This is a genomic window from Halomonas sp. DP4Y7-1 (assembly GCF_019800705.1).
In the GTDB taxonomy this organism is placed as follows: domain Bacteria; phylum Pseudomonadota; class Gammaproteobacteria; order Pseudomonadales; family Halomonadaceae; genus Halomonas; species Halomonas litopenaei_A.
This window is the reverse complement of sequence record NZ_JAHVKS010000008.1, coordinates 37,657-61,513: the sequence shown is the minus strand read 5'-3', so window position 1 is coordinate 61,513 and position 23,857 is coordinate 37,657. Positions and strand designations below refer to the sequence as shown.

The 23,857-nt window shown below is 62.4% G+C and carries 20 protein-coding genes; 7 read left to right on the top strand and 13 right to left on the bottom strand.

Annotated features, from left to right (window positions below; genetic code table 11):
* Positions 1-90: 90 nt before the first annotated feature.
* A complete protein-coding gene (hemP, locus tag KUV72_RS15060; protein WP_206943846.1) occupies positions 91-279 on the bottom strand; it encodes a hemin uptake protein HemP in 189 nt (62 codons plus the stop codon).
* A 343-nt stretch (positions 280-622) separates the two neighbouring features.
* Between hemP and KUV72_RS15055 the strand changes: the two genes are divergently transcribed.
* On the top strand, positions 623-868 hold the full coding sequence (locus KUV72_RS15055; protein WP_206943848.1) for a hypothetical protein: 246 nt from the start codon (positions 623-625) through the stop codon (positions 866-868).
* 46 nt (positions 869-914) lie between these two features.
* Here the strand turns inward: KUV72_RS15055 and KUV72_RS15050 are convergent, their stop codons facing one another.
* The 3 genes from KUV72_RS15050 to KUV72_RS15040 all read right to left on the bottom strand — a co-directional run bounded on the left by KUV72_RS15050 (position 915) and on the right by KUV72_RS15040 (position 4,331).
* Positions 915-1,988, bottom strand: coding sequence for a C45 family autoproteolytic acyltransferase/hydolase (locus KUV72_RS15050; RefSeq protein ID WP_222238952.1), 1,074 nt, complete (start codon positions 1,986-1,988; stop codon positions 915-917).
* 55 nt (positions 1,989-2,043) lie between these two features.
* Positions 2,044-3,297, bottom strand: coding sequence for a dicarboxylate/amino acid:cation symporter (locus KUV72_RS15045; RefSeq protein ID WP_206943851.1), 1,254 nt, complete (start codon positions 3,295-3,297; stop codon positions 2,044-2,046).
* 242 nt (positions 3,298-3,539) lie between these two features.
* On the bottom strand, positions 3,540-4,331 hold the full coding sequence (locus KUV72_RS15040; RefSeq protein WP_222238951.1) for a dienelactone hydrolase family protein: 792 nt from the start codon (positions 4,329-4,331) through the stop codon (positions 3,540-3,542).
* 272 nt (positions 4,332-4,603) lie between these two features.
* Between KUV72_RS15040 and KUV72_RS15035 the strand changes: the two genes are divergently transcribed.
* Complete coding sequence (locus KUV72_RS15035; protein ID WP_206943959.1) at positions 4,604-5,809, top strand: ABC transporter substrate-binding protein; 1,206 nt, start codon at positions 4,604-4,606, stop codon at positions 5,807-5,809.
* Positions 5,810-6,130: 321 nt separating this feature from the next.
* Here KUV72_RS15035 and KUV72_RS15030 read toward each other — a convergent pair whose 3' ends face one another.
* From KUV72_RS15030 to KUV72_RS14995, 8 genes are all read right to left on the bottom strand, one after another.
* Positions 6,131-7,447 carry a branched-chain amino acid ABC transporter permease gene (locus KUV72_RS15030; protein ID WP_206943854.1) on the bottom strand — a complete coding sequence of 439 codons (1,317 nt, stop codon included), beginning with the start codon at positions 7,445-7,447 and terminating at the stop codon, positions 6,131-6,133.
* Positions 7,447-8,451 carry a branched-chain amino acid ABC transporter permease gene (locus KUV72_RS15025; RefSeq protein ID WP_206943855.1) on the bottom strand — a complete coding sequence of 335 codons (1,005 nt, stop codon included), beginning with the start codon at positions 8,449-8,451 and terminating at the stop codon, positions 7,447-7,449. The genes KUV72_RS15030 and KUV72_RS15025 overlap by 1 nt, the downstream gene beginning before the upstream one ends.
* Positions 8,452-8,479: 28 nt before the next feature.
* Entirely contained in the window at positions 8,480-9,184 is a 705-nt protein-coding gene (locus KUV72_RS15020; protein ID WP_206943856.1) for an ABC transporter ATP-binding protein, read from the bottom strand.
* Positions 9,185-9,261: 77 nt separating this feature from the next.
* Positions 9,262-10,032 (bottom strand): ABC transporter ATP-binding protein, encoded by a 771-nt coding sequence (locus tag KUV72_RS15015; protein WP_206943857.1) that lies wholly within the window; start codon positions 10,030-10,032, stop codon positions 9,262-9,264.
* A 59-nt stretch (positions 10,033-10,091) separates the two neighbouring features.
* Positions 10,092-11,540, bottom strand: a complete 1,449-nt coding sequence (locus tag KUV72_RS15010; RefSeq protein ID WP_222238950.1) for a sodium-dependent transporter — start codon at positions 11,538-11,540, stop codon at positions 10,092-10,094.
* Between the two features lie 176 nt (positions 11,541-11,716).
* Positions 11,717-12,022: a hypothetical protein gene (locus tag KUV72_RS15005; RefSeq protein ID WP_206943859.1), complete on the bottom strand. Its 306-nt coding sequence runs from the start codon at positions 12,020-12,022 to the stop codon at positions 11,717-11,719.
* A gap of 248 nt (positions 12,023-12,270) precedes the next feature.
* Positions 12,271-14,097 carry a translational GTPase TypA gene (gene typA, locus KUV72_RS15000; protein ID WP_206943861.1) on the bottom strand — a complete coding sequence of 609 codons (1,827 nt, stop codon included), beginning with the start codon at positions 14,095-14,097 and terminating at the stop codon, positions 12,271-12,273.
* A gap of 536 nt (positions 14,098-14,633) precedes the next feature.
* Entirely contained in the window at positions 14,634-15,152 is a 519-nt protein-coding gene (locus KUV72_RS14995) for a glycosyltransferase family 2 protein (protein WP_206943862.1), read from the bottom strand.
* 513 nt (positions 15,153-15,665) lie between these two features.
* On the opposite strand from KUV72_RS14995, the gene glnA reads away from it, so the two are divergent.
* The 5 genes from glnA to KUV72_RS14970 all read left to right on the top strand — a co-directional run bounded on the left by glnA (position 15,666) and on the right by KUV72_RS14970 (position 21,931).
* On the top strand, positions 15,666-17,072 hold the full coding sequence (gene glnA, locus KUV72_RS14990) for a glutamate--ammonia ligase (protein ID WP_222162466.1): 1,407 nt from the start codon (positions 15,666-15,668) through the stop codon (positions 17,070-17,072).
* Positions 17,073-17,223: 151 nt separating this feature from the next.
* Positions 17,224-17,910: a hypothetical protein gene (locus KUV72_RS14985; protein WP_222238949.1), complete on the top strand. Its 687-nt coding sequence runs from the start codon at positions 17,224-17,226 to the stop codon at positions 17,908-17,910.
* Positions 17,911-18,306: 396 nt separating this feature from the next.
* On the top strand, positions 18,307-19,356 hold the full coding sequence (glnL, locus tag KUV72_RS14980; RefSeq protein ID WP_206943867.1) for a nitrogen regulation protein NR(II): 1,050 nt from the start codon (positions 18,307-18,309) through the stop codon (positions 19,354-19,356).
* Positions 19,349-20,761 (top strand): nitrogen regulation protein NR(I), encoded by a 1,413-nt coding sequence (gene ntrC, locus KUV72_RS14975; RefSeq protein WP_206943869.1) that lies wholly within the window; start codon positions 19,349-19,351, stop codon positions 20,759-20,761. Before glnL ends, ntrC begins: the two co-directional genes overlap by 8 nt.
* 198 nt (positions 20,762-20,959) lie before the next feature.
* Entirely contained in the window at positions 20,960-21,931 is a 972-nt protein-coding gene (locus tag KUV72_RS14970; RefSeq protein WP_222162469.1) for a hypothetical protein, read from the top strand.
* Positions 21,932-22,039: 108 nt separating this feature from the next.
* On the opposite strand, the gene KUV72_RS14965 is transcribed toward KUV72_RS14970, so the two are convergent.
* Complete coding sequence (locus KUV72_RS14965) at positions 22,040-23,857, bottom strand: aminopeptidase P family protein (RefSeq protein WP_222238948.1); 1,818 nt, start codon at positions 23,855-23,857, stop codon at positions 22,040-22,042.

The following is a 23,857-nucleotide window of genomic DNA, read 5'->3' as shown; positions in this document are numbered from 1 at the left end:
TGGGCGATGGCCCTGGCTGGCAGATAGCGGATAGAGAAATGGGTGAGTCGATGTGTGAACGGTATTACGCCGCCTTGGCGGCTTCGGTCGTTACAAGGTCAGGATCAACTTGTTGTTACGTGTCCTGGTGAGCTGGTAGTGGCGCCCGTCCAGAACGATAAACAACCGACCATCAGCACCAAGCAGGCGCTCAGCCGAGACATAGTCGTCGGTCACGGTCACCTGACGTGACGTGGCGGCAGACTCCCGGGCGGGGCTGGGCGTGGTACTGGGTCTCAAGGGGTGTTTCATCATCTCATACGTTGTAAATGATAATTCTTCGCATAAGATATCAATGCTCATTCCCTTGCACAAGCCTATCTCCCTTGCCTGTTAGCTGGCAGCGGGTTCAGCACAGCTGGAGTGGGCGATGGCAGAGCCGGGGAGAGATCCTGGATGGCGGCGCTGGATGGCGTAGACCTAGGAGGGCGGGGCCATCAGCAGCGAAGGGGTTGTGATGGCTCACTGCTGGCGTTGGGCAGGACGGAGATCAGGGCTTTCTTGACAGCCTTTAAGAACACGACCATATTGCAAACGGTAATTATTCTCATTGTTTTGAGTTGTCCGTCTGCAGGAGGTCGTCATGTCCTATCGCATCAAGACTGCACTTCACGGCGCCAATCCGACGCTGGAAATCTTCGACGTCAGCTCCGGCTCCATGCGTATGGCCTGGGAGTACCCCAAGGAGATGGCGAACGCAGACACCGATCCAGAGCTCGCCGCCATGCGCCGCGAAGAGGCCATTCACGAGCTATTTCGGCGACTGTTTCTGCTGACCACCGAACAGTACCTGAAGGGTGAGCTTGGCAAGGGGGCTTCTGGTAAGTGAGGTATCTGTTTCGTGAAGTGTCTGCCCGGCGCAGTATCGCAGCGGCTCAGTGCGAACGGGGTGCCAACTGCATGGACGCCAGCGGCTGACATGGCTTGCCATGACGAAGCCACAGCACCTTGTCGGTCAGGTCCATGACCACGCTGAACAGGGTTTCCATTCGCTCGGCCTCGGGCACGCTGGGGTCGAAGTGGCGACACAGGCTTTCTTCCCCCGGGGAGTGGTCGCCCAGCAGGTCAAACAGACGATCGGGATCGAGCCCTGTCGCATCGTCATCGGCAGACGGCTGCGCTGCTACCAGGTGCTCGATCTGCTGATCAAGGCGGGTCAAGCGGGACCAGGAGTCGGGCTTGGGAAAGTCCTCGACCCAGTGGGTCGCGGCATCGCTGACCAGGTGATTGGTGTGGGTGATGGCACCGCGGCGAGGAGACAGCTGCCCCGGCGGGCCCGGATGAACTTCAAGCCCCAGGGCGCGACCATCGCCGTCGGCCAGCAGCAGGTGAGCCGGAGCGCAGACGCCGTCGTGGGCCACGGCCAGGGCATTGTCGAAGTCTTCGCTCTCGAGCATCTTGCGCAGCGCCAGGTGGATGGGCAGTCCCTCGCCACAGGTGGCTGAGCGAATGGCATTGAGGCCGACGCCGATGCCCTGAGTGTTGAGACCGATCTTGGCGACCATGCCAGCTTCACCAATGCTGATGAAGGCAGGTACCCCCGGCGCCTGAACATCCAGCACGACCAGGTGGTCGAGTTGGTCAGCGCGCCAGTCCCAGTTCTGGGCCAGCCATTGATGTCCCCCCCGGGCCAGGCTGAAGGCCGAACAGCCGCCGCTGGCACGGGTCAGCGAAATCTCGCTGCGACAGTTGAGGGTCAGGACATCTGTCAGCTCTCCCCCGATCCCCTGGGCAATGCCATCCATTTCCTCGAGGATCGCGGGAAAGCGTGACTCGATCATCGGCATGAAGCGCTCGGCATCGCGCCGGGCTTCATGCCATCTCAGTCCTGCCAGATCGTGGAACAGGCGATCATACACATCGATACTGGCGAGGATCGCCTCGCGATGCTGACGGCCATGTTCTCGCCCGATCTCGAGCCGACTGCCGGATAGTCGAGTGAGCTGCATCGTCCCTGTCCTGCCGCTGTGTGGTTACTGTCAGCGTAGCAGGTTATGGCGACGCTCAGGTCTTGTTGGCGGCGTTGTAGACGTCCTCGTCGAGCTCGCCTTCGCTCTTGCCGACCAGGGTGGTGACCATCAGGTCCCCCGCCACATTGACGCTGGTACGGGCCATGTCGAGGATTCGGTCGACGCCTGCCACCACTGCCAGAGCCTCCAGGGGCAGGCCGATCTGGGCCATGACGATGGACAGCATGACCAGGCCTGCGCCAGGCACGCCGGCGGTGCCAATGGAGGCCAGGGTGCCGGTGACGATGATCATGCCGTAGTCTGCCAGGCTCAAGTCCACGCCGATCAGCTGAGCGATGAACACCGCGACCACCCCTTGATAGATGGCGGTACCGTCCATGTTGATGGTCGCGCCCACCGGCAGTACGAAGCCGGCAACCCCCTCCGAGACACCCAGGTTCTTGGTCGCACAGCGCAGCGACACCGGCAGCGTGCCGGAAGAAGACGCCGAGGAATAGGCCACCACCAGGGCGTCGAGTATGCCCTGCAGATAGCGCATCGGGTTGAGACGGCCCAGCAGCGACAGCAGTCCCGAGTAGACCACCAGCACATGGACCACGCTGGCAAGGTAGGCCACGCCGATCACCTTGACCAGCGGCAGCAGGACCTCAGCGCCGTAGCTGCCGGCGACATGGGCGATCAGGCCGAACACGCCGAAGGGCGCCAGCGCCATCACCAGGCTGGTCAGCTTGACCATGGCCTCGGCGAAGCTTTCGAACACCTTGACCACCGGCTCGCCTTTTTCCCCTATCAGGGTCAGCGACACACCGAGGCCGATGGCAAATACGATGATCTGCAGAATATTGCCGCTGGCCAGGGCGTCAACGGGATTCTGGGGCACCAGACCCACCAGAATCTGGATCAGGCTGGGCGCTTCCTTGGCCGCTTCAGGGTTCGCCTCGAAGGACATGTCCAGGCCGACCCCAGGCTCGAACAGCCAGGAGGCAGCCAGGCCGATGGCGATGGCAAAGGCCGTCGTCAGCAGATACAGGCCAATGGTCCGGGCGCCAATGCGTCCCATCTTCTGGGGATCACGCATGGCGGTGATCCCGACCACCAGGGTGGAAAACACCAGCGGAACGATCAGCATCTTGATGGCGCTGATGAAGATATCGCCGATGGGCTTGAACACGCTGGCACTTTCGCCCATCAGGGTGCCGACGAGGACGCCCAGGGCGAGACCAACAAGGATCTTCTGCCACAGCGGAATGCGCCGCCAGAGGCCGGGGGAGCTGCTGGTGTGGGACATGAAACGTCTCCAGGGAAGGGGGAGGCGACACCCGCCTGCCTCCTCAAGGTGAATCGAGCATCGGCGCCCGGAACGGCCTAGCAAGATAGTCTCGTTGGGCCGTTCCTATCAGGCGATCGACATGATGGATGCGGATTCTATCGAAAAAACGTCTGCCGCGTTTTCATCCCTGGGACCCCAAGCGCTCGGCGACGTGAATTGGGCAGCCCCGTGTTTCGCTGCTGAACCTTACCGTGTGCGCCTTACCCTTCGCTGTTGCCTTGGCCATTGCTCAATGTCCGCGAGAGCAGGTCGTGGAAGGCGGCCCAGGATGCCTCGTCAGCCCGCTGCTGGTAACGCTCGCTGTCGAACACGGTGAAGGCATGGGGGGCACCGGAATACACCTGAATCTCGTAAGGGGCGCCGGCGGCTTCCAGTTCCTGTGATAGGGCGGCCACCTGATCCATGCTGATGGAGGTATCGGCGCCGCCATGGGCGATCAGCAGCGGCGGGGTGTCGGCGGAGTAGCCCTGGCCCTCGGGGGTGTCGAGACCGCCATGAAAGCTGGCAAAACCGTGAATGGCGTCATCGGGATTGGCGCGGGCCATCTCGAGCACCACGGCACCACCGAAGCAGTAGCCCATGACCACGGTATCGGTTGCCGCACCTTCGTCCCGCGCCTTGGCCAGCCCCGCCAGGGTCAGGCCCCGCATGCGCTCGCGGTCGTCATACAGCGCTGCCATCTCGGCCTTGCGGGCGTCGATCTCGGCGGGACGGTTGCCCTTGCCGTAAAGGTCGATGGCGAAGGCGTCATAGCCGTCCTCGGCCAGCATGTCGGCGCGGCGCTTCTCATAGTCGGTCAGGCCATCCCAGTCGTGGATGATCAGCACGCTGCCCTTGGCGCTGGACGAGTCAGGGCTGGCGGGGGCGAAGTACCCCTGAAAGGACTCTCCGTCGACCTGATAGTCAACGTTTTCCCCCGCGACAACTGACGTCGCCGCCAGGAGCATGGAAACGCTGATCAAGGGTGGGGTGAGACGGGAAATTCGAGGCATGACGGACTCCTTGTGGTCGGAATAGCGCGCCTGGCTGCGTGCTGGGTGCCTGTCGAGCCTAGGGCGCACGACTCATGAGTATAGAAGTGATCGCCAAGATGCCAGTGTGGTGACGCTGGCTGGGTCGTCATCCACCACAGCGTTGGCAAGGCAGACTTGAGTTTTTAATGCCTTCCTTCCAGATTGGAGGTATGAAGACTCTGGGGCCAGGCGTGAAATCCATGTCGCTGCGCTTCCAGCTTCATCTCAGGACAACCAGAGCGAGACCAACAATCATGAAAAAGCGCGTACTGGCGACCGCGGTGGCCGCTACCACCCTGGCGGTCGGTTCCATGGCCCACGCAGAGGTCAAGATCGGATTTCTCGGTGGTTTCACCGGCGGTATCGAGAGTCTGACGCCCCCCATCTATGACGGCGCCCAGCTCGCCGTGGACCACATCAACAACCAGGGCGGCATCCTCGATGGCCAGGAAGTGGTCATGCCGACCGGTGATACCACCTGTGGTGATGCATCGGCCGCCTCCAACGCAGCGGACCGCATGGTCAACACCGAACAGGTGACCGCCATTGTCGGTGCTCTGTGTACCGGGGCGACGATTGCCGCGGCCAATAATGCCGGTATCCCCGGCGGGGTGACCATGGTGTCGCCGGCCTCCACGGCGCCAGCCGTCACCGACCTGGACGACAACGACCTGGTGTTCCGCACCGTGCCGTCCGATGCCTTCCAGGGAGAAATGCTGGCCAAGCTGCTGCTCGACAAGGGAATCGAGGAAGTAGCGGTCACCTACGTCAACAACGACTACGGTCGTGGTCTTTCCGATGCGTTCAGCTCCGCATTTGAAGATGGCGGCGGCAGCGTGCTGGAAAACCTGGCCCATGAAGACAACCGGGCAGACTATCGCAGCGAACTGGGCACGCTGTCGGCGACAGGTGCACAGACTCTGGTCGTGCTGGCCTACGCCGATACGTCGGGCCAGACCGTGGTGCGTCAGGCCTACGAGAGCGGCATGTTCACACAGTACGTCGGGGCCGACGGCATGGTGGGGGACAGCCTGGTCGAGGCCATCGGTGCCGACGTACTCGACGGCATGATCGCGACGCGTCCAGGAAGTCCTGACCTGCCTGGCACCGAGATCTTCACCGAATTGGCCAATAACGCCGGCATTGACCCCACCGCGGTATTTGCCGCCCAGGCCTATGACGCCGCCTTCCTGCTGGGACTTGCGATTCAGCAGAATGGCAGCGCCGAGCGCGAGGGTGTATCGGCCGCGCTGCGCAGCGTGTCATCGCCCCCGGGCGAAGTCATCCTGCCGGGTGAGTGGGAGAAAGCGGTGGAGCTGATCGCCGCCGGCACCGAGATCAACTATGAAGGTGCTTCTGGCACCCAGGACTTTGACGATAACGGTGACGTGCCTGGCGTGGTCCAGGAAATGACCGTGGAAAACGGGACTTTCACCGGCAAGGGCTTTGTTCAGTAGCCGCCTTGACGTAAAGTAAGGCGAGTCGTCGACGGACGACGCTGCATCCGGGCGGTCGCCTCCGCCCTATGACCGCGCCAATGCTCGCAACTGAGGCGCTTAAGGAAAGCCCCCGGCCATCTGGTTGGGGGCTTTATCATTATGGGGCTTTATCATTATGGGGCGTTAGCCTCCTGGGCCTGCATGGTCTCCTGTAGCAGTGTGGTGGGAGCCTCCTCCTTCAGGGACCGTCACCTGCCAGCGAAACAGATAACACGACAAGGGCGGCCCGCAGGCCGCCCATGTCAGGTGCTGTAACGCCAAGCTGTCGTCGTGGCGCTATCAGTCGTGGTGCTTGACCTTCTCGGGCAGCAGGCCTTTCGGGGCCACCCGCAGCACGATGGTGATAAGCAGCCCGATGACGAACACTCGTGCCTGCAGGGCGCGACTTTCGAGGCTACTGGGGACCTCCCAGCCGAAGCTGGCCTGACCGAAATGCGCGGCAAGCTCCATCACGTAGAGCGCCAGCGGTTCCGACATGATCCAGATGATGTAGACCGCTACCGCCCCAAACAGCGTTCCCAGGTTGTTGCCCGGCCCACCAAGAATGACCATGACCAGCACCAGGAAGGTGTGGTTGAGCGGCAGGTAGCCGTTGGGGTCAAAGATGCTGTTGAAGCTGCCCAGCGCCGCCCCCCCGATACCCATCAGCACACAGCCGAGCACGAAGATCTCGAGGCGGCGGCGGTTGATGTCCTTGCCCATGGCCGCAGACGATACCTCGTTGTCCCGGATGGCGCGGATCATGCGGCCCCAGGGGGCGTTGTAGGCGCGGTTGAGCAGAAAGAAGATGGCCAGGATCATCACCGCGGTGACCGACAGGTACATCGCCCTGGCCAGGGTGAAGCCGACCTCGCCTGGGGCTGGCACCGGCCAGGGCAGCGGCGACACAGTGGCGGTGCCTCGGGTCAGCCAGTCGGAGTTCTTCAGGAATGCCTTGATGATCTCGGCGATCCCTAGCGTCGCGATAGCCAGGTAGTCACTGCGCAGGCCGAGGCAGACGTGGCCAATGAAATAGCCCACCCCACCGGCCAGCGCGCCGCCGACGATCCAGCCGACCCAGACCGGCAGGCCCAGTCCGCCGACAAAGCCCATCTGGCTCTCGATGGCGTCGGTGACCTCGCGGAATTCGCTGATGACCACCATGTAGACGACCATACCGACCACCAGGGTGATCACGGTCCTGAGCCAGGAGGGCAAGCCCAGGCGGGTCAGACGCGACAGGCCGAACACCAGGGCAATGCCAGCGACCACATAGGCCAGCACTCGCGCCAGTTCTCCCGGCAGGGAGCTGTCCCAGAAGGCGGGATTGACCGGCACGCTGAAGGTCATTGCGCAGAAGCCGCCAAGAGCCACGAAACCCATCACGCCAGCGTTGAACTGGCCCGCGTAGCCCCACTGAATGGTCAGCCCCAGGGCCAGGATGGCATAGCAGCTGGCCTCGACCAGCATGCGTGTCGAGTAAGCGGAGCCCATGACCATGAACACCGCGCTCACGGCAATGGCCAGCACCACCAGCAGGCTGAGCTCGCGTACCGGAAAGCGGCTCTGGGGCGCGCTATTGGTGTCATCACGATGATGAAAGTCGTTGGTCGTCATCAGATCACCTTGCCCTTGAAGATGCCGGTAGGACGCCATACCAGGATGGCAACGAGGATGAAGAAGGGCACCACGATCTTGTATTCAGTGCCGACGAAGGCCAGGTTGTTCGGCAACTCCAGCCACTCGGGCAGGCTGTCGCGGAAGGGTCTGAGCAGCACGTTCCAGTTGAATACCGCCAGGGTTTCGGCGAACCCCACCACGAAACCGCCTGCGATCGCGCCGAAGGGGTGGCCCACGCCGCCGACGATGGCTGCGGCAAAGATGGGCAGCAGCAGATGGAAACTCAGATCAGGCTTGAAGGTGACGTCCATCGACAAAAGCGTGCCGGCGATGGCCGCCAGACCACCGGCGATGACCCAGGTCACGGCCACGATGGTGTTGGTATTGATGCCAGAGGCGCGGGCCAGGTCGGGGTTGTCTGACATCGCGCGCATGGCCTTGCCCAGGCGAGTACGCGACAGAAACAGCTGCAGGCCAATGACCGCGACCAGGGTCAGCACAAACAGGTAGATCTGGGGTTCGGTTATCACCACCGGCACTCGCACGCCTTCTATCGGCAGGGCCAGGCGGAAGATTTCCTTGCGGTCATCGACGTAGAGGCTCTGTCCGCCGGTGCCGGAAAACAGGCGAATCAGCCCCTGCAGCATCAGCGTCACGCCCAGGGAGCCAATGACCATGACGATGGGTTTGACGCCATGGGCGCGCAGCGGCTTGTAAAAGGCCTTGTCGATGCCGACCGCCAGGGCCGCGGTCAAGACCATGGCAAGCGGCAGCATGACGATGGCCGTCGGCACCCCCAGTGCCGCGCCGGCATTGGGGAACAGCGTTGCCAGCAACAGCACCATGAAGGCACCGAAGGTCATCATGTCGGCGTGGGCGAAGTGGGCAAAGCGCATGATGCTGAAGACCAGCGTCACCCCAACCGCGCCAATGGCGTAGATCGACCCGGTGACGCTGCCGGCGATCAGCACGTTGTTGATGAAGAACACGAATTCGTTCAAGGCGATATCTCCGCACTGGTGTCTGGCGTCAGCCGCCGAGGAAGCTCTTGGCCACGTCGGGATCGGCCAGCAAGGCCTGTCCCGAGTCGGTGAAGCGATTCTGGCCGGCGGCCAGCACGAAGCCCTTGTCGGCGATGGCAAGTGCCTGTTTGGCGTTCTGTTCCACCATCAGGATGCCGACGCCTGCCGCGTTGACCTCCTTTACCCTGTCGAAGATTTCGTACATGTACTTGGGCGAGAGGCCTGCCGTGGGTTCGTCCAGCAGCAGCAGTTCGGGTTCCGCCATCAGCGCTCGGCCCATGGCGACCATCTGGCGCTGTCCTCCTGACAGCTCGCCGGCGGGCTGGTGTCGCTTGTCATAGAGCGGGGGGAAGAACTCATAGGCCTTGGCCAGCATGCGCTTGATATTGCCGGGCTTGAGAAACGCGCCCATTTCGAGGTTTTCCTTGACCGTCAGGCTCGGGAAGACGTTGTGTTCCTGAGGTACAAAGCCCATGCCCAGCTCCACCAGACGATTGGTCGGCAGGTTGTGGATAGGTTCTCCGCGCAGCAGAATATCGCCCTGAGTCACGTTGAGCTGGCCGAAAATGGCCTTGAGCATGGTGGATTTTCCGGCGCCGTTGGGGCCGACGATGACGCCGATTTCATCGGCTTCGATGGTCATGTCCACCCCGTTGAGGATGTTCATCCCGCCGTAGCCACCGTGCACCTGGCGTGCGTCGAGTAGAGGCATAGTCCTGTTCTCTGCATGGGGCGCTCAGTGCGCCTCGGTCGTTGTTATTGCCCCCCTTGCGCGCAAGGAGGAGGAGGTCAGGCCGCGCCTGCACCGAAGTAGGCCTCGATGACCTCCGGATTGTTCTGAATCTCTTCGATCGACCCTTCCACCATCACCGAGCCCTGGGCCAGTACGATGACCGGGTCGCAAAGTCGGGCAATCATGTCCATGTCGTGTTCGATGACCAGGAAGGTGTAGCCGAACTCACGGTTCATGCGTTCGATATTGCCGATCAGGTCGCCCAGCAACGTTCGGTTGACCCCGGCGGCGATCTCATCGAGCAGCACCACGCGGGCGTCGGTCATCATGGTGCGGCCCAGTTCCAGCAGTTTCTTCTGGCCGCCAGACAGGTTGCCCGCCAGCTCGTTGCGCACGTGATTGAGCCCGATGAACTCGATGACTTCCTGAGCCCGACGCTTGATCTCGGCCTCATGCTCGCGCACCGCGCGCGGCGCGAACCAGGCCTTGGCCAGAGATTCGCCGGGCTGTGCGGGCGGAACCATCATCAGGTTCTCCAGCGCTGTCAGCTGGGAAAACTCGTGAGCGATCTGGAAGGTGCGCAAGAGCCCCTTGTGGAACAGTTCGTTGGCAGGCCGATTGGTGATGTCTTCACCGCTTAACAGGATCTGCCCCGAGTCCAGCGGCAGCGCGCCGGCAATGATATTGAACAGCGTCGACTTGCCGGCGCCGTTGGGGCCGATCAGGCCCGTGACCGAGCCTTCTTCGACCTGAATGGAGCAGTCGTTGATGACCCGCAGGCCGCCGAAGGCCTTGTTGACGTGACGCACATCGATGATGGCTGACATCCTGATACCTGCTGTGTTCGTTGTCGTTATTGTCGTGATGGGCGACGCCCAGGCGGCGATCAACCGCCGTGATGTCCCTCGTGCTCGCCCAGCGTGCGGTAGGCGGCAAAGGCGCCTACCGTGACGATCGCGACGATGGCCGGTAGCCAGTAGCCCTCGACGTAAGGCAGAGCACGGAGGAACACGAAGGCCACCCCGGTGGGAGCGATGAAGCGCACCAGAAAGCGCCACAGGCTGAGCCAGCCAGCGCGCGTGTGCATCTCTTTCATGGATTCGGTCTGGGTCAGTGACCAACCGGCAAATAGTGCAATCAGCAGGCCGCAGAAGGGCAGCGTGATATGCGTTGTCAGTTCCAGCACCTCGAAGGCGCTGCGACCGAAAAGATCATGGAACGGGCTCTGTTCGGCCCAAAGATTGAAGCTGGCGACGGTCGCCAGTCCCAGCGCCCAGGCAACCCCCACGACGACCAGGACCGCCGTCACCCGGCTCAGCGAAAAGCGCTCTACCAGATATGCCGCTACCGGCTCGATCAGCGATATGGCAGAGCTGACGGCAGCCCCCAGCACCAGCACGAAGAAGATGGCGCCGATCAGCGCGCCGGAAGGCATGGCCGTGAAGGCTAGCGGCAGCGACACAAACATGAGCCCAGGGCCTTCATCGGGAGACAGGCCTGCTCCGAAGACCAGCGCGAAGATGGCCAGCCCCGCCAGAATGGCGACCAGGGTATCGATCACGGCCACGGTAAAGGCCGTGAGGGTCAACGACGTCTCGCTTGGCATATAGGCGCCGTAGGCCATGATCGCCCCCATGCCGAGGCTCAGGGTGAAGAAGGACTGGCCCAGTGCAACCAGCCAGCCTTCCAGGCTCAGGTCGGAGAGCGAGAACGATAGCAGGAAGTCGCTGGCAGCGAGCATGTCGCCTGTGGCCGCTGCATAGAACAGCACGACCAGCAGGATCACCAGCAAGGTAGGCATCAGCAGGCGCAGGCCGCTTTCGAGGCCTCGGTGGACGCCGCGCGCCACGATGTACGCGCAGATCACCAGAAATAGCGTGTGATAGAGCGTCAGCTTGACCGGTGAGCTGATCAGGCTGGCAAAGTCACTGGCGAGGGTGGCTGCGTCGGCACCTCGTAGCGAGCCCGTCAGCATCTCTCCCAGGTAGTGGATCGCCCAGCCACTGATGACGGAGTAGAAGCTGAGGATCAGCAGCGCCGAGACACCCCCCAGCCAACCGATGATTTCCCAGGCCCTCGAGGTCTTGTGACAGCGTGTCAGGAAGCGCATGCCCATGATCGGGCAGCGCCGGCTGTTGCGGCCCAGCATGATCTCGGCGATCAGAATCGGCACACCGATGGCAAACACACACAGCGCGTACACCAACAGGAAGGCACCGCCGCCGTGCTCGCCCACCAGATAAGGGAAGCGCCAGAGGTTGCCAAGCCCCACTGCTGAGCCAACCGCGGCCAGCAGGAAGGTGCCTTTGTGGGTCCAGATGTTGTCGCTGCTCATGGGGCATCCGTCGACATGTCAGACTTGTCAGTCGGACTGACCGGGCGATGGCCCGGTCTCACATGCCAACTTTGCGATACAAACGTATGCCTGACTAGAGGGGGTGCGTTTAGCAGGCGTTGGTGGGGCGTGATAGAGGCGGGCTTTCCAACTCGTCGACGATAGCCGTCGGGGCCTTAGCTGCCGACTCGCGGCGCCAGTGAGCGGTGGTCGTCGCCCAGGCGTACCGTATCACCGACCGACAGGTCGCCGATGGACTGAGTGCGCTCCCCGGTTCTGACCGAGATAAGTGCCACCACGTCGCCAATGCTCGCGGTATCGTCATCGACCCGAGCTTCCACTTTCACCCTGACCGAGTATCCGTGATAGCGGCCGGCAATGATGCTGCCGATGTGGGCGGTGGGGTACTCGTCAGGCTTGTCGGCAAAATAGCGTTGTACGCTGTCGGCGCCGGGATCATCCCATTCGACATGCTTGTGCATTCGCGTGGCTCCTCGTTCGCGAAAGATGATGTTCTGTCCTTAGCATAGACCTGTCGGGGCAGGGTCGCCGACGGACCCCTTACTCCGAAGCCATACTCCTGTGGCAGCTTATGGGCGGAGAAGTTCCTTTATCAAGCCCAGGCTGATAAATGCTCCATGGGGGGCGAGTCGGCAATATGGCGGATGTCCCGCTACAAACGACGATGCCCGCCAGAAGGCGGGCATCGAGGCAACGGAAAGTGGCGCGATTACTTCTTGCTGGCGCGCTTGCGTTCGTTTTCTGTCAGGAACTTCTTGCGCAGACGGATATGGTTCGGGGTGATCTCGACCAGCTCGTCGTCATCGAGGAATTCGATGGCCTGTTCCAGGGTGAAGCGCACCGGCGGAGTCAGCACGATGTTCTCGTCGTTACCGGAGGCGCGCATGTTATCAAGCTTCTTGCCCTTGGTCGGGTTTACCACCATGTCGTTGGCACGGTTGTTGATGCCGACCAGCATGCCCTCATAGACCTCGGTGCCGTGGTCGATGATCAGCTTGCCGCGCTCCTGCAGCGCATACAGGGCGTAGGCGAGGGCCTTGCCCGGTACCATGGACACCAGCACGCCGTTGCGACGCTCGATGGAGGCGTCGGGCTTGAGCGGGCCGTAATGATCGAAGCGGCTGGTCAGGATGCCGGTGCCTGACGTCAGGGTCAGGAATTGACCGCGGAAACCGATCAAGCCGCGCGCCGGAATGATGAAGTCAAGGCGCACGCGGCCCTTGCCATCCGGATTCATGTTCTTGAGCTCGCCCTTGCGGTAGCCGAGCTCTTCCATGATGGCGCCCTGATGCTGCTCTTCGCAGTCGATGATGACTTCTTCGTAGGGCTCCTGCTTTTCGCCATCGATCTCGCGGATGATGACTTCAGGACGACCGACGGCCAGCTCGAAGCCTTCGCGACGCATGCTCTCGATCAGCACCGACAGGTGCAGCTCGCCGCGACCGGAAACGATGAACTTCTCCGGTGATTCACCCTGCTCGACGCGCAGCGCGACGTTGTGGATCAGCTCCTGGTCCAGGCGATCCTTGATGTTGCGGCTGGTGACGAACTTGCCGTCCTTGCCTGCAAACGGTGAGTCGTTGACCTGGAAGGTCATGGAGACCGTCGGCTCGTCGACCGTCAGGGCCGGCAGTGCCTCGACCGCAGCCGCGTCACAGATGGTGTCGGAGATGGCCAGTTCGTCGATACCGGTGATGCAGACGATGTCGCCGGCGGTGGCCTGCTCGGTCTGGACACGCTCAAGGCCCAGGTGAGTCATGACCTGGCCAATCTTGCCCTTGCGGGTCTGGCCTTCCTTGTTGATCACCACGACCTGCTGGTTCGGTGACATGGCGCCGCGGGTGATGCGACCAAGGCCGATGACGCCGACGTAGCTGGAGTAGTCGAGGGCCGAAATCTGCATCTGCAGCGGGCCATCGAGTTCAACCTTGGGCGGCTCGACGATGTTGACGATGGACTGGAACATCGGCGTCATGTCCTCGGCCAGCTGGTCCGGTTCCGGACCGGCAATGCCGTTGAGCGCCGAGCAGTAGATGATCGGGAAGTCGAGCTGCTCGTCGCTGGCACCCAAGTTGTCGAACAGATCGAAGATCTGATCGATGACCCAGTCAGGACGTGCGCCGGGGCGGTCGATCTTGTTGACGACAACGATCGGCTTCAGGCCCTGGTCGAAGGCTTTCTGGGTGACGAAGCGAGTCTGCGGCATCGGGCCGTCAACGGCATCGACCAGCAGCAGGACCGAGTCCACCATGGACATGACGCGCTCGACTTCGCCGCCGAAGTCAGCGTGTCCAGGGGTGTCCACGATGTTGATGTGGTAGTCCTGTCCCTCGGGAGAGCTCCAGCGGATCGCCGTGTTCTTGGCCAGGATCGTGATGCCACGTTCCTTTTCCTGGTCATTGGAGTCCATGATGCGCTCCTGCCCCTCGGCCTTGCGGTCCAGAGTGCCGGACTGGCTGAGCAGCTTGTCGACCAGGGTGGTTTTGCCGTGGTCGACGTGAGCGATGATGGCGATGTTGCGAAGATTCTCGATCACGACGGGATCCTGCTGGAAAAAGTGGGGCCGCATTATAGGGCCTGGGTGATGACAACGACCAGCATTGTTGCGGTCAATCTATCCGTGAATTCTCAAGATACTGAACTTTCAAGCACCTGCGTGACGCTGACTTGACGCGTTAAGCCCCATTTTCAGGCGTTTTTGCGCGAGAAGGCGACAAGAAAGGAGTGGCTTGAGGTGCCATCTCTTGTGTGTCCGCCTGTTTGAGACGGCGTTTTTCGACGCCACGGCATAACAACGTCTATATGACTACGTCTTTGTGACGCCTTGATGAGAGGGCTCTCCACGACGGTGTTCTATCAACATGAGTACCAGCGTCATCCAGCGGGTCGCTGAGGGGCCTGCCCCTGGCTGGCGTTTGGCAGGAGTGTACGGGGCTGCTGCATGGGAGCCGCTGCATCAGGGCCGCTGCATCAGGGCCATGGCATGAGGGCCGCAGTAGAGGCATGCTCAGGATGGCATGGGCCAACTACGACATAACAGCCGTTGCGCGGCGGCTGCTGAGTAGCTGCCCCTCAGGCGCGCTGTACCAGCGCATTGGCCCGACAGGCCTTGAGCCGCGTGGCCAGGTCTTCTACGGCGCTCAGGTCCAGCGATGGATCAAAGCCTCCCAGGCGCTCGAACCAGTTGCGCTCTACGCCAAGTGCCCGTGTGGGCGTCTGTCGCAGAAGTTGGAACAGGGCCAGCGGACAAGGCCGAGATGGCCTGACCATGGGGCGTGATTCGTCGGCAGCCGCGGCCATCATGCGTTCTACCCAGGCTGAGTCCAGTGGGCCCAGGCAGAAGCCGAGCATTCGCCCATTGCAGTGAGAGGCTGCCAGGTTGAAGCGTCTCCCCATCGGCGCCGGACGGACGCGCACCAGCCGATAGTCTTTCGCGTGCTCGCCGAGCTGTTCAGAGGTGATGCCACCATCGTCGATGACTATGATCTCGCTGCGCCCCTGGAACAGGGCAATCTGCTGGCGTGCCTGCGTCAGCCGGCAGGACAAATCCTTGCCGGTCAGGCGGGCATCGATGATCAGGCTGATATTCACGACGACACTCCGAGGCGGGTGACGCCGACCGTGACGGGAGGGTCGGCGACAAACGTAAGGAAGTGTATCCGCGCGTTGCAGAAGGTTCCAGCGACCCCTTACCCCTAGCGATCGCCTCGGCAGACTTCAGCGTCGAGATGGTTGAGGGTTATTTTGGTGCATAAAAGTTTCCGGCGCTTCATTTTGGTGCACAAGTGGGTCTTTGACGCGATGACCGTGAGCCAATGCGCTATGCTGGAGCAGCAGTGGCGAGAACTTAAAATCTATGAAAAACATTGGGTTGAGATTTTTTTGATCAATGCTGGTGCAATGATGGCACGCAACCTGCATTGTTTCTGACAGTGTCATCGTGTCGAGCACGTCACCATGGGAACTGTCCCGGGAGCGTGCTACAAAGGATCCCGGTACCCCTTTTGCTCCCTGGATCATCCCCCAATTCGAAGTCGGTGACATGGGATTGGTGCCGTCGCCCCAATGCTCGAGTCACGAACAAGTTTCACTCTGGAGGACCACATGTCAGACAAGACTCTCGCCCTGATCAATGAACATGACGTCAAGTGGGTTGACCTGCGTTTCACCGACACCCGCGGCAAGGAACAGCACGTCACTATTCCGGCCTCCGAGGTCGACGAGGAATTCTTCGAGAACGGCCAGATGTTCGATGGCTCCTCCATCAACGGCTGGAAGGGCATCAACGAGTCCGACATGATTCTGCGTCCGGAAGACGGCACCGGCTTCCTCGACCCCTTCACCGAAGACGCGACCCTGATTCTGCGTTGCGACATCATCGAGCCGGCTACCATGCAGGGCTACGAGCGCGACCCGCGTTCCATCGCCAAGCGCGCTGAGGCCTACCTGCAGTCTTCCGGCCTGGGTGATACTGCATTCTTCGGCCCCGAGCCCGAGTTCTTCATCTTTGATGAAGTGCACTGGAAGGCCGACATCGAAGGTGCGATGTACAAGATTTCCTCCGAAGAGGGTGCCTGGTCAACGGACCGCGCCGTCGAAGGCGGCAACCTGGGCCACCGTCCTCGGGTCAAGGGCGGCTACTTCCCGGTTCCCCCGGTGGACAGCTTCCATGACATGCGCGGCGCCATGTGTAACACCCTGGAAGCCATCGGCCAGAAGGTCGAGGTGCACCACCATGAGGTGTCCAACGCCGGCCAGAACGAAATTGGCGTAGCCTTCAACACCCTGGTCAAGAAGGCCGACGAAGTTCAGGAAATGAAGTACGTGATCCACAATGTGGCCCACGCCTACGGCAAGACCGCCACCTTCATGCCGAAGCCCCTGGTCGGCGACAACGGCAGCGGCATGCACGTGCACCAGTCCTTCTGGAAGGACGGTCAGAACCAGTTTGCTGGCGACCAGTACGCTGGCCTGTCTGAAATGGCGCTGTTCTACATCGGCGGCATCATCAAGCACGCACGTGCGCTGAACGCCTTCACCAACGCTTCTACCAACTCGTACAAGCGTCTGGTGCCGGGCTTCGAAGCACCGGTCATGCTGGCCTACAGTGCCCGTAACCGCTCTGCGTCGATCCGTATTCCGTACACCGCCAGCCCCAAGGGCAAGCGTGTCGAGGCGCGTTTCCCTGACCCGACCGCCAACCCCTACCTGTGCTTCGCGGCCATGCTGATGGCGGGTATCGATGGCATCAAGAACAAGATCCATCCTGGCGATGCCATGGACAAGAACCTCTACGACCTGCCGCCGGAAGAAGGCAAGTCCATTCCGACTGTGGCGGAAAGCCTCGACCAGGCGCTGGCGGCTCTCGATGAAGACCGCAGCTTCCTGACCGAAGGTGGTGTCTTCACCGACGACATGATCGATGCCTACATTGAGCTCAAGAACGAAGACGTGGAGCGCCTGCGCATGACCACGCACCCGATCGAGTTCGACATGTACTACAGCTGCTGATCCAGCGACGACGACACCTCGTCGAGTATCGGCCCCGCCTTGAGCGGGGCCGATTTTTTTTGGCCTGGCCTTGCCCTCGAGCAAGCGATGCCCTTGGCCTGGCAGGACAGGCATCGCATGCTTGCCAAGACACCCCCATCAAGGAGCCACCGTGAAGCTACCACCGCGCTGCCGGCAGGCCATGTCGCCACAGCCGTCGGGCCGCCTGCCGGCTCGGCGATGCCGGTTGGAGCTGATGTGGCGGGGGTGGATATGGCGGGAGCGGATATGGCTTTGGCGAGTATCGAGAGGCCTGCTGCTGACGATACTGCTGCTGTATGGCTCCCAGGGGAGTGCCGCCGATGCCCTCTATCGTCGCGTCGAACGTCATGGCGGCGTCACCTATAGCGATCGGCCGCTGGAAGGTGGAGAGCGCTTCGTGCCAGGGGTGCTCTCCCATGTGCCGAGTGCTCCTCTGCCCCCGGCACTGTCCCAGCTGCCGGGGGATATCAGCGCTGCTGCGCCGGGCTACCTGGCACGGGAGGTACTGGCCATTGCCCGTCCGGCATCTGGCAGCGTGCTGCCCAGCGGCGCTGGCGGCAGCCTCGAGGTCGCGGCGGCCGTAAGCCCGCCTCTTGACGCCGGTTATGTGCTGGGGCTTGAGGTCGATGGCGTGCTGGTGACGACGGAGGATTCTCCACTGACCCTGACTCAGCTCGAGCGGGGAGAGCACCGCATCGTCCTGGTCGTGATCGACCCTGATCGCAAGGTTCGCCAGCGCAGCGACGCTGTCGTGCTGCACGTGCAGCGAGCCCGCGTTGCGGTGCCCGCGACTTCCCGCCATGGGCCGTCATCGTAGATAGCGAATGCTCCCTGTCTCCCTTGTTCCCGTTCCCCCTGGTCCCCCTGTCCCCCTGGCAGCTCAGACATCTGGCCGGAGTCACGCCGGTCCCGGGTGGCCCGCTGGTGTGGCTCCAATCCCATTCGGCATAAGCCCTAAACCAGTGCAGTGCACCAGCTTGGTGCAGTAGCATGTCCATGGGGAGGAGTGTCCAGGCTCCCCCGTGGGACGGCAGCGGGTACACGGCGCACCACGGTGGTCATCGTCTAGGTGAAAGCGAGTCTGGCCCGCTTCTTGCTTGCATTAAGGAAGTGCACTCGCTGACGACGCCTGCTTCGGGATGGCGCCTTCAGCGCCTCGCAGGGGGTGCACCTCACGCTCGGCTGAACGACTTCATCTGCTCAGGATACGCTCATGGCGTCAGGCATCATCGAACACCTCACCACGGCGGTTGTACTGCTTGATGAGGACTTGCGTCCAACGTGGATGAATCCCGCAGCGGAAGCCCTGCTGGCTGTCAGCGCTGCCCGAGTGATCGGCGTACCGCTGGGAGATTGGGTCGGCGGAGAAGACGATATCGCCGACGTGCTGGCGCGTGCCAGAGACGGTTTGCACCCCTATACCCAGCGTGAGGCGCGGCTGACCCTCGGCGGTGGCGAACCCTTGACGGTGGACTACACGGTGACGCCGTTGGCTCGGGATAGCCTGCTGCTCGAGCTGGAGCCGCGGGACCGGCTGTTGCGGATCTCGCGAGAAGAGGCCCTACAGTCGCGCCAGGAGACCATGAAGGTGCTGGCGCGAGGGTTGGCTCACGAGGTCAAGAACCCACTGGGCGGCATACGTGGCGCCGCACAGCTGCTGGAGCGTGACCTCGAGCAGACACCCGCGCTCAAGGAATACACCCGCATCATCATTGAGGAAGTGGATCGACTCAGGGACCTGGTCGATTCCATGCTCGGGCCGAACCGAGTGAGCCGCAGGGAGCCTCTGAACATCCACCGGGTGCTGGAGCGTGTCCGGGCACTGCTGCTGGTAGAGCAGCCCCAGGTCCGCATCGAGCGAGACTACGATCCCAGCCTGCCCGAGCTGATCGGTGACGAAGCACAGCTTATCCAGGCCGTGCTCAACGTTGCGCGCAATGCAGTGCAGGCTCTGGTCGAGTCGGACACCCCAGACCCCGTGATCAGCCTGCGGACCCGGGCCAGACGCCAGTTCACTCTGGGGGCCCAGCGTCATCGCCTGGTCTGCGATGTCAGTGTGATCGACAACGGGCCAGGTATTCCCGACACCCTGCGTGACACCCTGTTCTATCCAATGGTATCCGGACGGGCCGAAGGCAGCGGCCTGGGGCTGTCGATTGCCCAGTCGGTGCTGCACCAGCACGACGGGCTGATCGAATGCGAGTCCGCCCCCGGACACACAGAATTTCGCTTGCTGATTCCCCTGGAGATGAGTCATGACTGATGCCGCTCGTATAATGATCGTCGATGACGATCGCGCCATTCGCTGGGTGCTGGAGCGGGCGCTGGCTCAGCCTGACTTGCAGGTGGAAGCGGTCGAGCGTGCCGATACGATTCTGGATCGTCTGCTCTCCTCACCCCCGGATGTTCTGGTCACCGATATTCGTATGCCGGGCATCGATGGACTGGACCTGATGGCAAAGGTGCGTGAGGTGCACCCCGATCTTCCGGTTATCGTCATGACCGCTCACTCCGACCTGGACAGTGCGGTAGCCTCCTATCAGGGGGGCGCCTTCGAGTACCTGCCCAAGCCCTTCGATGTCGATGAGGCACTTGCCCTGGTGCGCCGAGCGGTCGCCCACGTGCGAGAACGCCAACGGCCCGTCAGCGTTCCCGAAGGCCTGGATGCAGAGATCATTGGTGAAGCGCCGGCCATGCAGGAGGTCTTTCGTGCCATCGGCCGACTCGCCCACTCGCACATCACCGTGCTGATCAACGGCGAGTCAGGGACGGGCAAGGAGCGGGTGGCACGCGCCCTGCACCAGCATAGCCCTCGCGCGGGCAATCCCTTTATCGCCCTCAACATGGCCGCCATTCCTCGGGATCTGATCGAATCCGAGCTGTTTGGTCACGAAAAGGGAGCCTTTACTGGTGCCAGTGCCAGTCGTCAGGGGCGCTTCGAACAAGCCAACGGCGGCACCCTGTTTCTCGACGAGATCGGCGACATGCCGTCGGAAACCCAGACTCGGCTGCTGCGGGTGCTGGCCGACGGCGAGTTCTATCGGGTCGGGGGACACACGCCGGTCAAGGTGGATGTGCGGATCATCGCCGCCACCCACCAGGATCTGGAGACACTGGTGGCCGATGGGCGTTTCCGTGAGGACCTGTTTCACCGCTTGAACGTGATCCGCGTTCATCTACCGCGGTTGTCCCAGCGGCGTGAGGATATTCCGCGGCTGGCCAGGCACTTCCTGGCCGAGGCCGCCAAGGAGCTATCCACCGACGTCAAGGTACTGACCCAGGACGCCGAGGAGTTTCTGACCCGGGTGGACTGGCCTGGCAACGTGCGCCAGCTGGAGAACACCTGCCGCTGGCTGACCGTGATGGCCTCCGGGCGCGAGGTGCTGGTCGAAGACCTGCCGCCGGAGCTGCGTGGGGGGGATGACGTGGCTGCCGGAGGGGACTGGCGTGAGGCGTTTCGCGCCTGGGCTGACGGTGCCTTGGCCGCTGGCCATACCCACTTGCTGGAAGAGGCCGTGCCTGACTTCGAGCGCATTCTGATCGAGACAGCGCTCAAGCACACCGCGGGACGCAAGGGCGAAGCGGCAGAGCTGCTTGGCTGGGGTCGCAACACGCTGACGCGCAAGCTGAAGGTGCTGCTGCCTTCGCTGGCCGAGGACCACGATTGAGCGTGGTGGCCGTAGCAAGGGCATAACCTCTCTGTTGAAATTGACCTACCTCAAGGGGCGTATCACAAACGGCCAATGAGTGATCTAGAGTGATGGCGGAATAGCATATTCTCTCCAAACATTGTTTGAGCCGCCACGCTCTTGTCACCACGTTTGCAGCTTCAGCAGTGCTGCTGCGCTTCTGAGAGGGTCTTTCCCATGTCTTTTTCGCGTATTGGCAGGTTTAGCCTGCTGAGCTTGTGTTTCTGTGCCTTGGCGACGGGCGCTTACGCTCAGGATTCCGGCCGTCCGGTCACGGTCCCCGCTCACAGCGAGCAGACCCCAGCCGCCGGTGATGACCTCGCTGCCATTGCCAAGGAAACCACCAACCCGGTGGGTTCCGCCTGGATGCTGTGGATGCAGAACGACTACACCCATCTCGATGGTGATGACTTCGATGGGCGCTGGTCGAACTCCTTCAAGTTCCAGCCCGTCATGTCCTTCCCGTTCGAGCTGGCCGAGGATAACTGGAACCTGGTGGTGCGCCCCGTCTTCCAGTACAACTCCTCGCCCATGGACGAGAGCTTCGGGACCTTGGCTCGTGGTGGCAGTCCGCTGGATATCGACCCAGATGAATGGAGTCGCAATGCCCCCCATCGGGGCAGGACGGAGGGGCTCGGTGACACGGCGCTGGTCACCTTGGCCGGCCCGGCTCGCAGCGATGGCGTGATCTGGGGGCTGGGGATGACGCAGATTTTCCCGACCGCAGAGCACGATGTACTGGGGCAGGGGAAGTTCCAGGCCGGCCCTGCGGCGCTGATCGCGCGCCTGGCGCCGAATCCTGGTGGATGGAACATGGGCCTGCTGGCCCAGCATTGGTGGTCCTATGCCGGTGAAGATGATCGGGAGCACACCAGCCAGACCGACCTTCAGTACTTTCTCAACTATCGACTCAGTGGCACCGAATTGGTGGGCATGACTCCCAACGTGCGGATCAACTGGGAAGCGGACAGTGGAGAGAAGGTCAATTTCCCGATTGGCCTGGGGTACTCCAATGTGATCCGCATGGGCAATACGCCGGTTCGCCTGGCCGCCGAGATTCAGCGCAGCGTGATTCGCGGTGACGAGTGGGACGCCGACTGGAATCTACGCTTCATGTTCATCCCGGTGGTCAAGAATCCCTTCCTGTAAGGACGTTGTGGCCTGCCATGAAACGACAGAAGGGCTCCGCCATGGCGGAGCCCTTCTTGGTTTGCTCTGACGCTAAGCGTGTCGGCGAGATCGCCGGCGAGGTTGCGATCAGGCCAGCGTCAGAGGTTCGGTGCGCGCCTCAAGCCAAGCCAGCGCCGGGCCATCGAGCAGAGGTGCCAGCCGGCGGCGTACCTCGGCATGATAGGCGTTGAGCCAGTCGAGCTCGGCCTGGTCAAGCATCAGCGGCGCCAGGCAGCGGCTATCAATGGGACACAGGGTCAGCGTCTCGAACTCCAGGAAGTGACCGAACTCACTCGCGGGAGCGGCGCGGTTGGCGACCAGGTTCTCGATCCGCACGCCCCACTGGCCAGGCCGATATACGCCAGGCTCGTTGGACGTGATCATGCCCGCACGCATGGCGGTATGTTCGGCGACGGACGCGCCGGAACTGATCACCTGAGGGCCCTCATGCACATTGAGGAAGTAGCCTACCCCATGGCCGGTGCCGTGGCCGTAGTCACGCCCGGTGGCCCACAGCGGCGCCCGCGCCAGGGCGTCTAGCCGCGAGGCGGCGATACCCTCTGGAAAACGCGCTCGGGACAGCGCAATCATGCCCTTGAGCACCAGGGTGCAGTCTTCGCGCTGCGCCCGGGACACCTCGCCCACCGGTACCATGCGGGTGATGTCGGTCGTGCCGCCACGGTACTGGCCGCCGGAGTCGATCAGCAGTAGTCCGTCACCCTCTATCGTCGAGTAGGCCTCGGCGGTGGCGCGGTAGTGGGGCAGGGCACCGTTGGCATTGAAGGCGGCAATGGTGTTGAAGCTTTCGCAGACGAAGTCCGCGTGCTGGGCACGCTGTTCGCGCAGACGGGTTTCCACATCGAGCTCGCTGACCGATTCCTGGCGGGACAGGCATTCCTCCAGCCAGGCAAAGAAACGGCACAGTGCTGCCCCATCTGCTTCCATGGTCTGGCGCACGAACGCCAGTTCATGATCCGTCTTGATGCCCTTGGCCAGGGTGCTGGGCTGAAACGCCTCGACCACGTTCATCTCCGCCGGCAACGCCTGACGGGTGCCGAGGGTCACGCGAGCCGGATCGATCAGTGCCGTCTCGTCCCGAGGCAGAGCCGCCAGGCGCGCTGCCCAATCAGCATAGTCGGCGACCTCGATACCGTCTTCGGCGAGCGCCTGAGTCTGTTCGGCGTCCAGCTTGCCGGGTGCGACAAACAGGGTGGCTGTCGCCCGGCCAACCAGCAGGTGGGCCAGAAACACGGGGTTGAAGCCCACGTCCGAGCCACGCAGGGTGGTCAGCCAGGCGATGTCGTCGAGGGTCGAGATCAAGTGCCAGTCGGCGGCGTGGTCGGCCATGGCCTCGCGCAGATGGGTCAGCCGTTCACCACGTGTCTGATCGAGATAGCGCGGGTCGTGGGGTTCGATGGGCTCCAGCGGCAGGCGTGGACGGTCGGCCCAGATCTCGTCGAGCAGGTCCTTGTCGCCACGCAGGTTCACTCCCTGCTGGCCAAGCAGTTCGTCCAGCTGGCGGCCGTGTGCCAGCGATACCACCTGGGCGTCATAGCCGAGCGTGTCGCCCTCGGCGAGCCGCTCACTGAGCCACTGCATCGGCGCGGCAGCCTGCCCCTGGGTCAGCTTCTGCATGGCAATGCCGCTGCCAGCGAGCTGGGCCTCGGCCTGCACAAAGTAGCGGCTATCGACCCACAGCCCCGCCTCGTCCTGGGTCACCACCAGGGTGCCGACAGAGCCATCGAAGCCGGAAAGCCACTCGCGCCCGGCCCAATGCTCGGGCAGGTATTCGCTGTTATGGGGATCGCTGGAAGGTAACCACCAGGCGTCTACCTGATGGCGACGCATCGCGTCACGCAGTTCGCTGAGACGTTGGCGAGCGGTCTCGGCGCTGGTTGAGGACAT

Excerpts from the sequence above, each read along its gene's own strand:
- KUV72_RS15055 (WP_206943848.1), top strand. The coding sequence starts at position 623 with ATGTCCTATCGCATCAAGACTGCACTTCACGGCGCCAATCCGACGCTG.
- KUV72_RS15045 (WP_206943851.1), bottom strand. The coding sequence starts at position 3,297 with ATGTCCCACACCAGCAGCTCCCCCGGCCTCTGGCGGCGCATTCCGCTG.
- KUV72_RS15005 (WP_206943859.1), bottom strand. The coding sequence starts at position 12,022 with ATGCACAAGCATGTCGAATGGGATGATCCCGGCGCCGACAGCGTACAA.
- glnL (WP_206943867.1), top strand. The coding sequence starts at position 18,307 with ATGGCGTCAGGCATCATCGAACACCTCACCACGGCGGTTGTACTGCTT.
- KUV72_RS15050 (WP_222238952.1), bottom strand. The coding sequence starts at position 1,988 with ATGCAGCTCACTCGACTATCCGGCAGTCGGCTCGAGATCGGGCGAGAA.
- KUV72_RS14970 (WP_222162469.1), top strand. The coding sequence starts at position 20,960 with ATGTCTTTTTCGCGTATTGGCAGGTTTAGCCTGCTGAGCTTGTGTTTC.
- KUV72_RS14965 (WP_222238948.1), bottom strand. The coding sequence starts at position 23,857 with ATGTCCTCAACCAGCGCCGAGACCGCTCGCCAACGTCTCAGCGAACTG.
- ntrC (WP_206943869.1), top strand. The coding sequence starts at position 19,349 with ATGACTGATGCCGCTCGTATAATGATCGTCGATGACGATCGCGCCATT.
- KUV72_RS15010 (WP_222238950.1), bottom strand. The coding sequence starts at position 11,540 with ATGAGCAGCGACAACATCTGGACCCACAAAGGCACCTTCCTGCTGGCC.
- KUV72_RS15020 (WP_206943856.1), bottom strand. The coding sequence starts at position 9,184 with ATGCCTCTACTCGACGCACGCCAGGTGCACGGTGGCTACGGCGGGATG.
- glnA (WP_222162466.1), top strand. The coding sequence starts at position 15,666 with ATGTCAGACAAGACTCTCGCCCTGATCAATGAACATGACGTCAAGTGG.
- KUV72_RS15030 (WP_206943854.1), bottom strand. The coding sequence starts at position 7,447 with ATGACGACCAACGACTTTCATCATCGTGATGACACCAATAGCGCGCCC.
- KUV72_RS15040 (WP_222238951.1), bottom strand. The coding sequence starts at position 4,331 with ATGCCTCGAATTTCCCGTCTCACCCCACCCTTGATCAGCGTTTCCATG.
- KUV72_RS15015 (WP_206943857.1), bottom strand. The coding sequence starts at position 10,032 with ATGTCAGCCATCATCGATGTGCGTCACGTCAACAAGGCCTTCGGCGGC.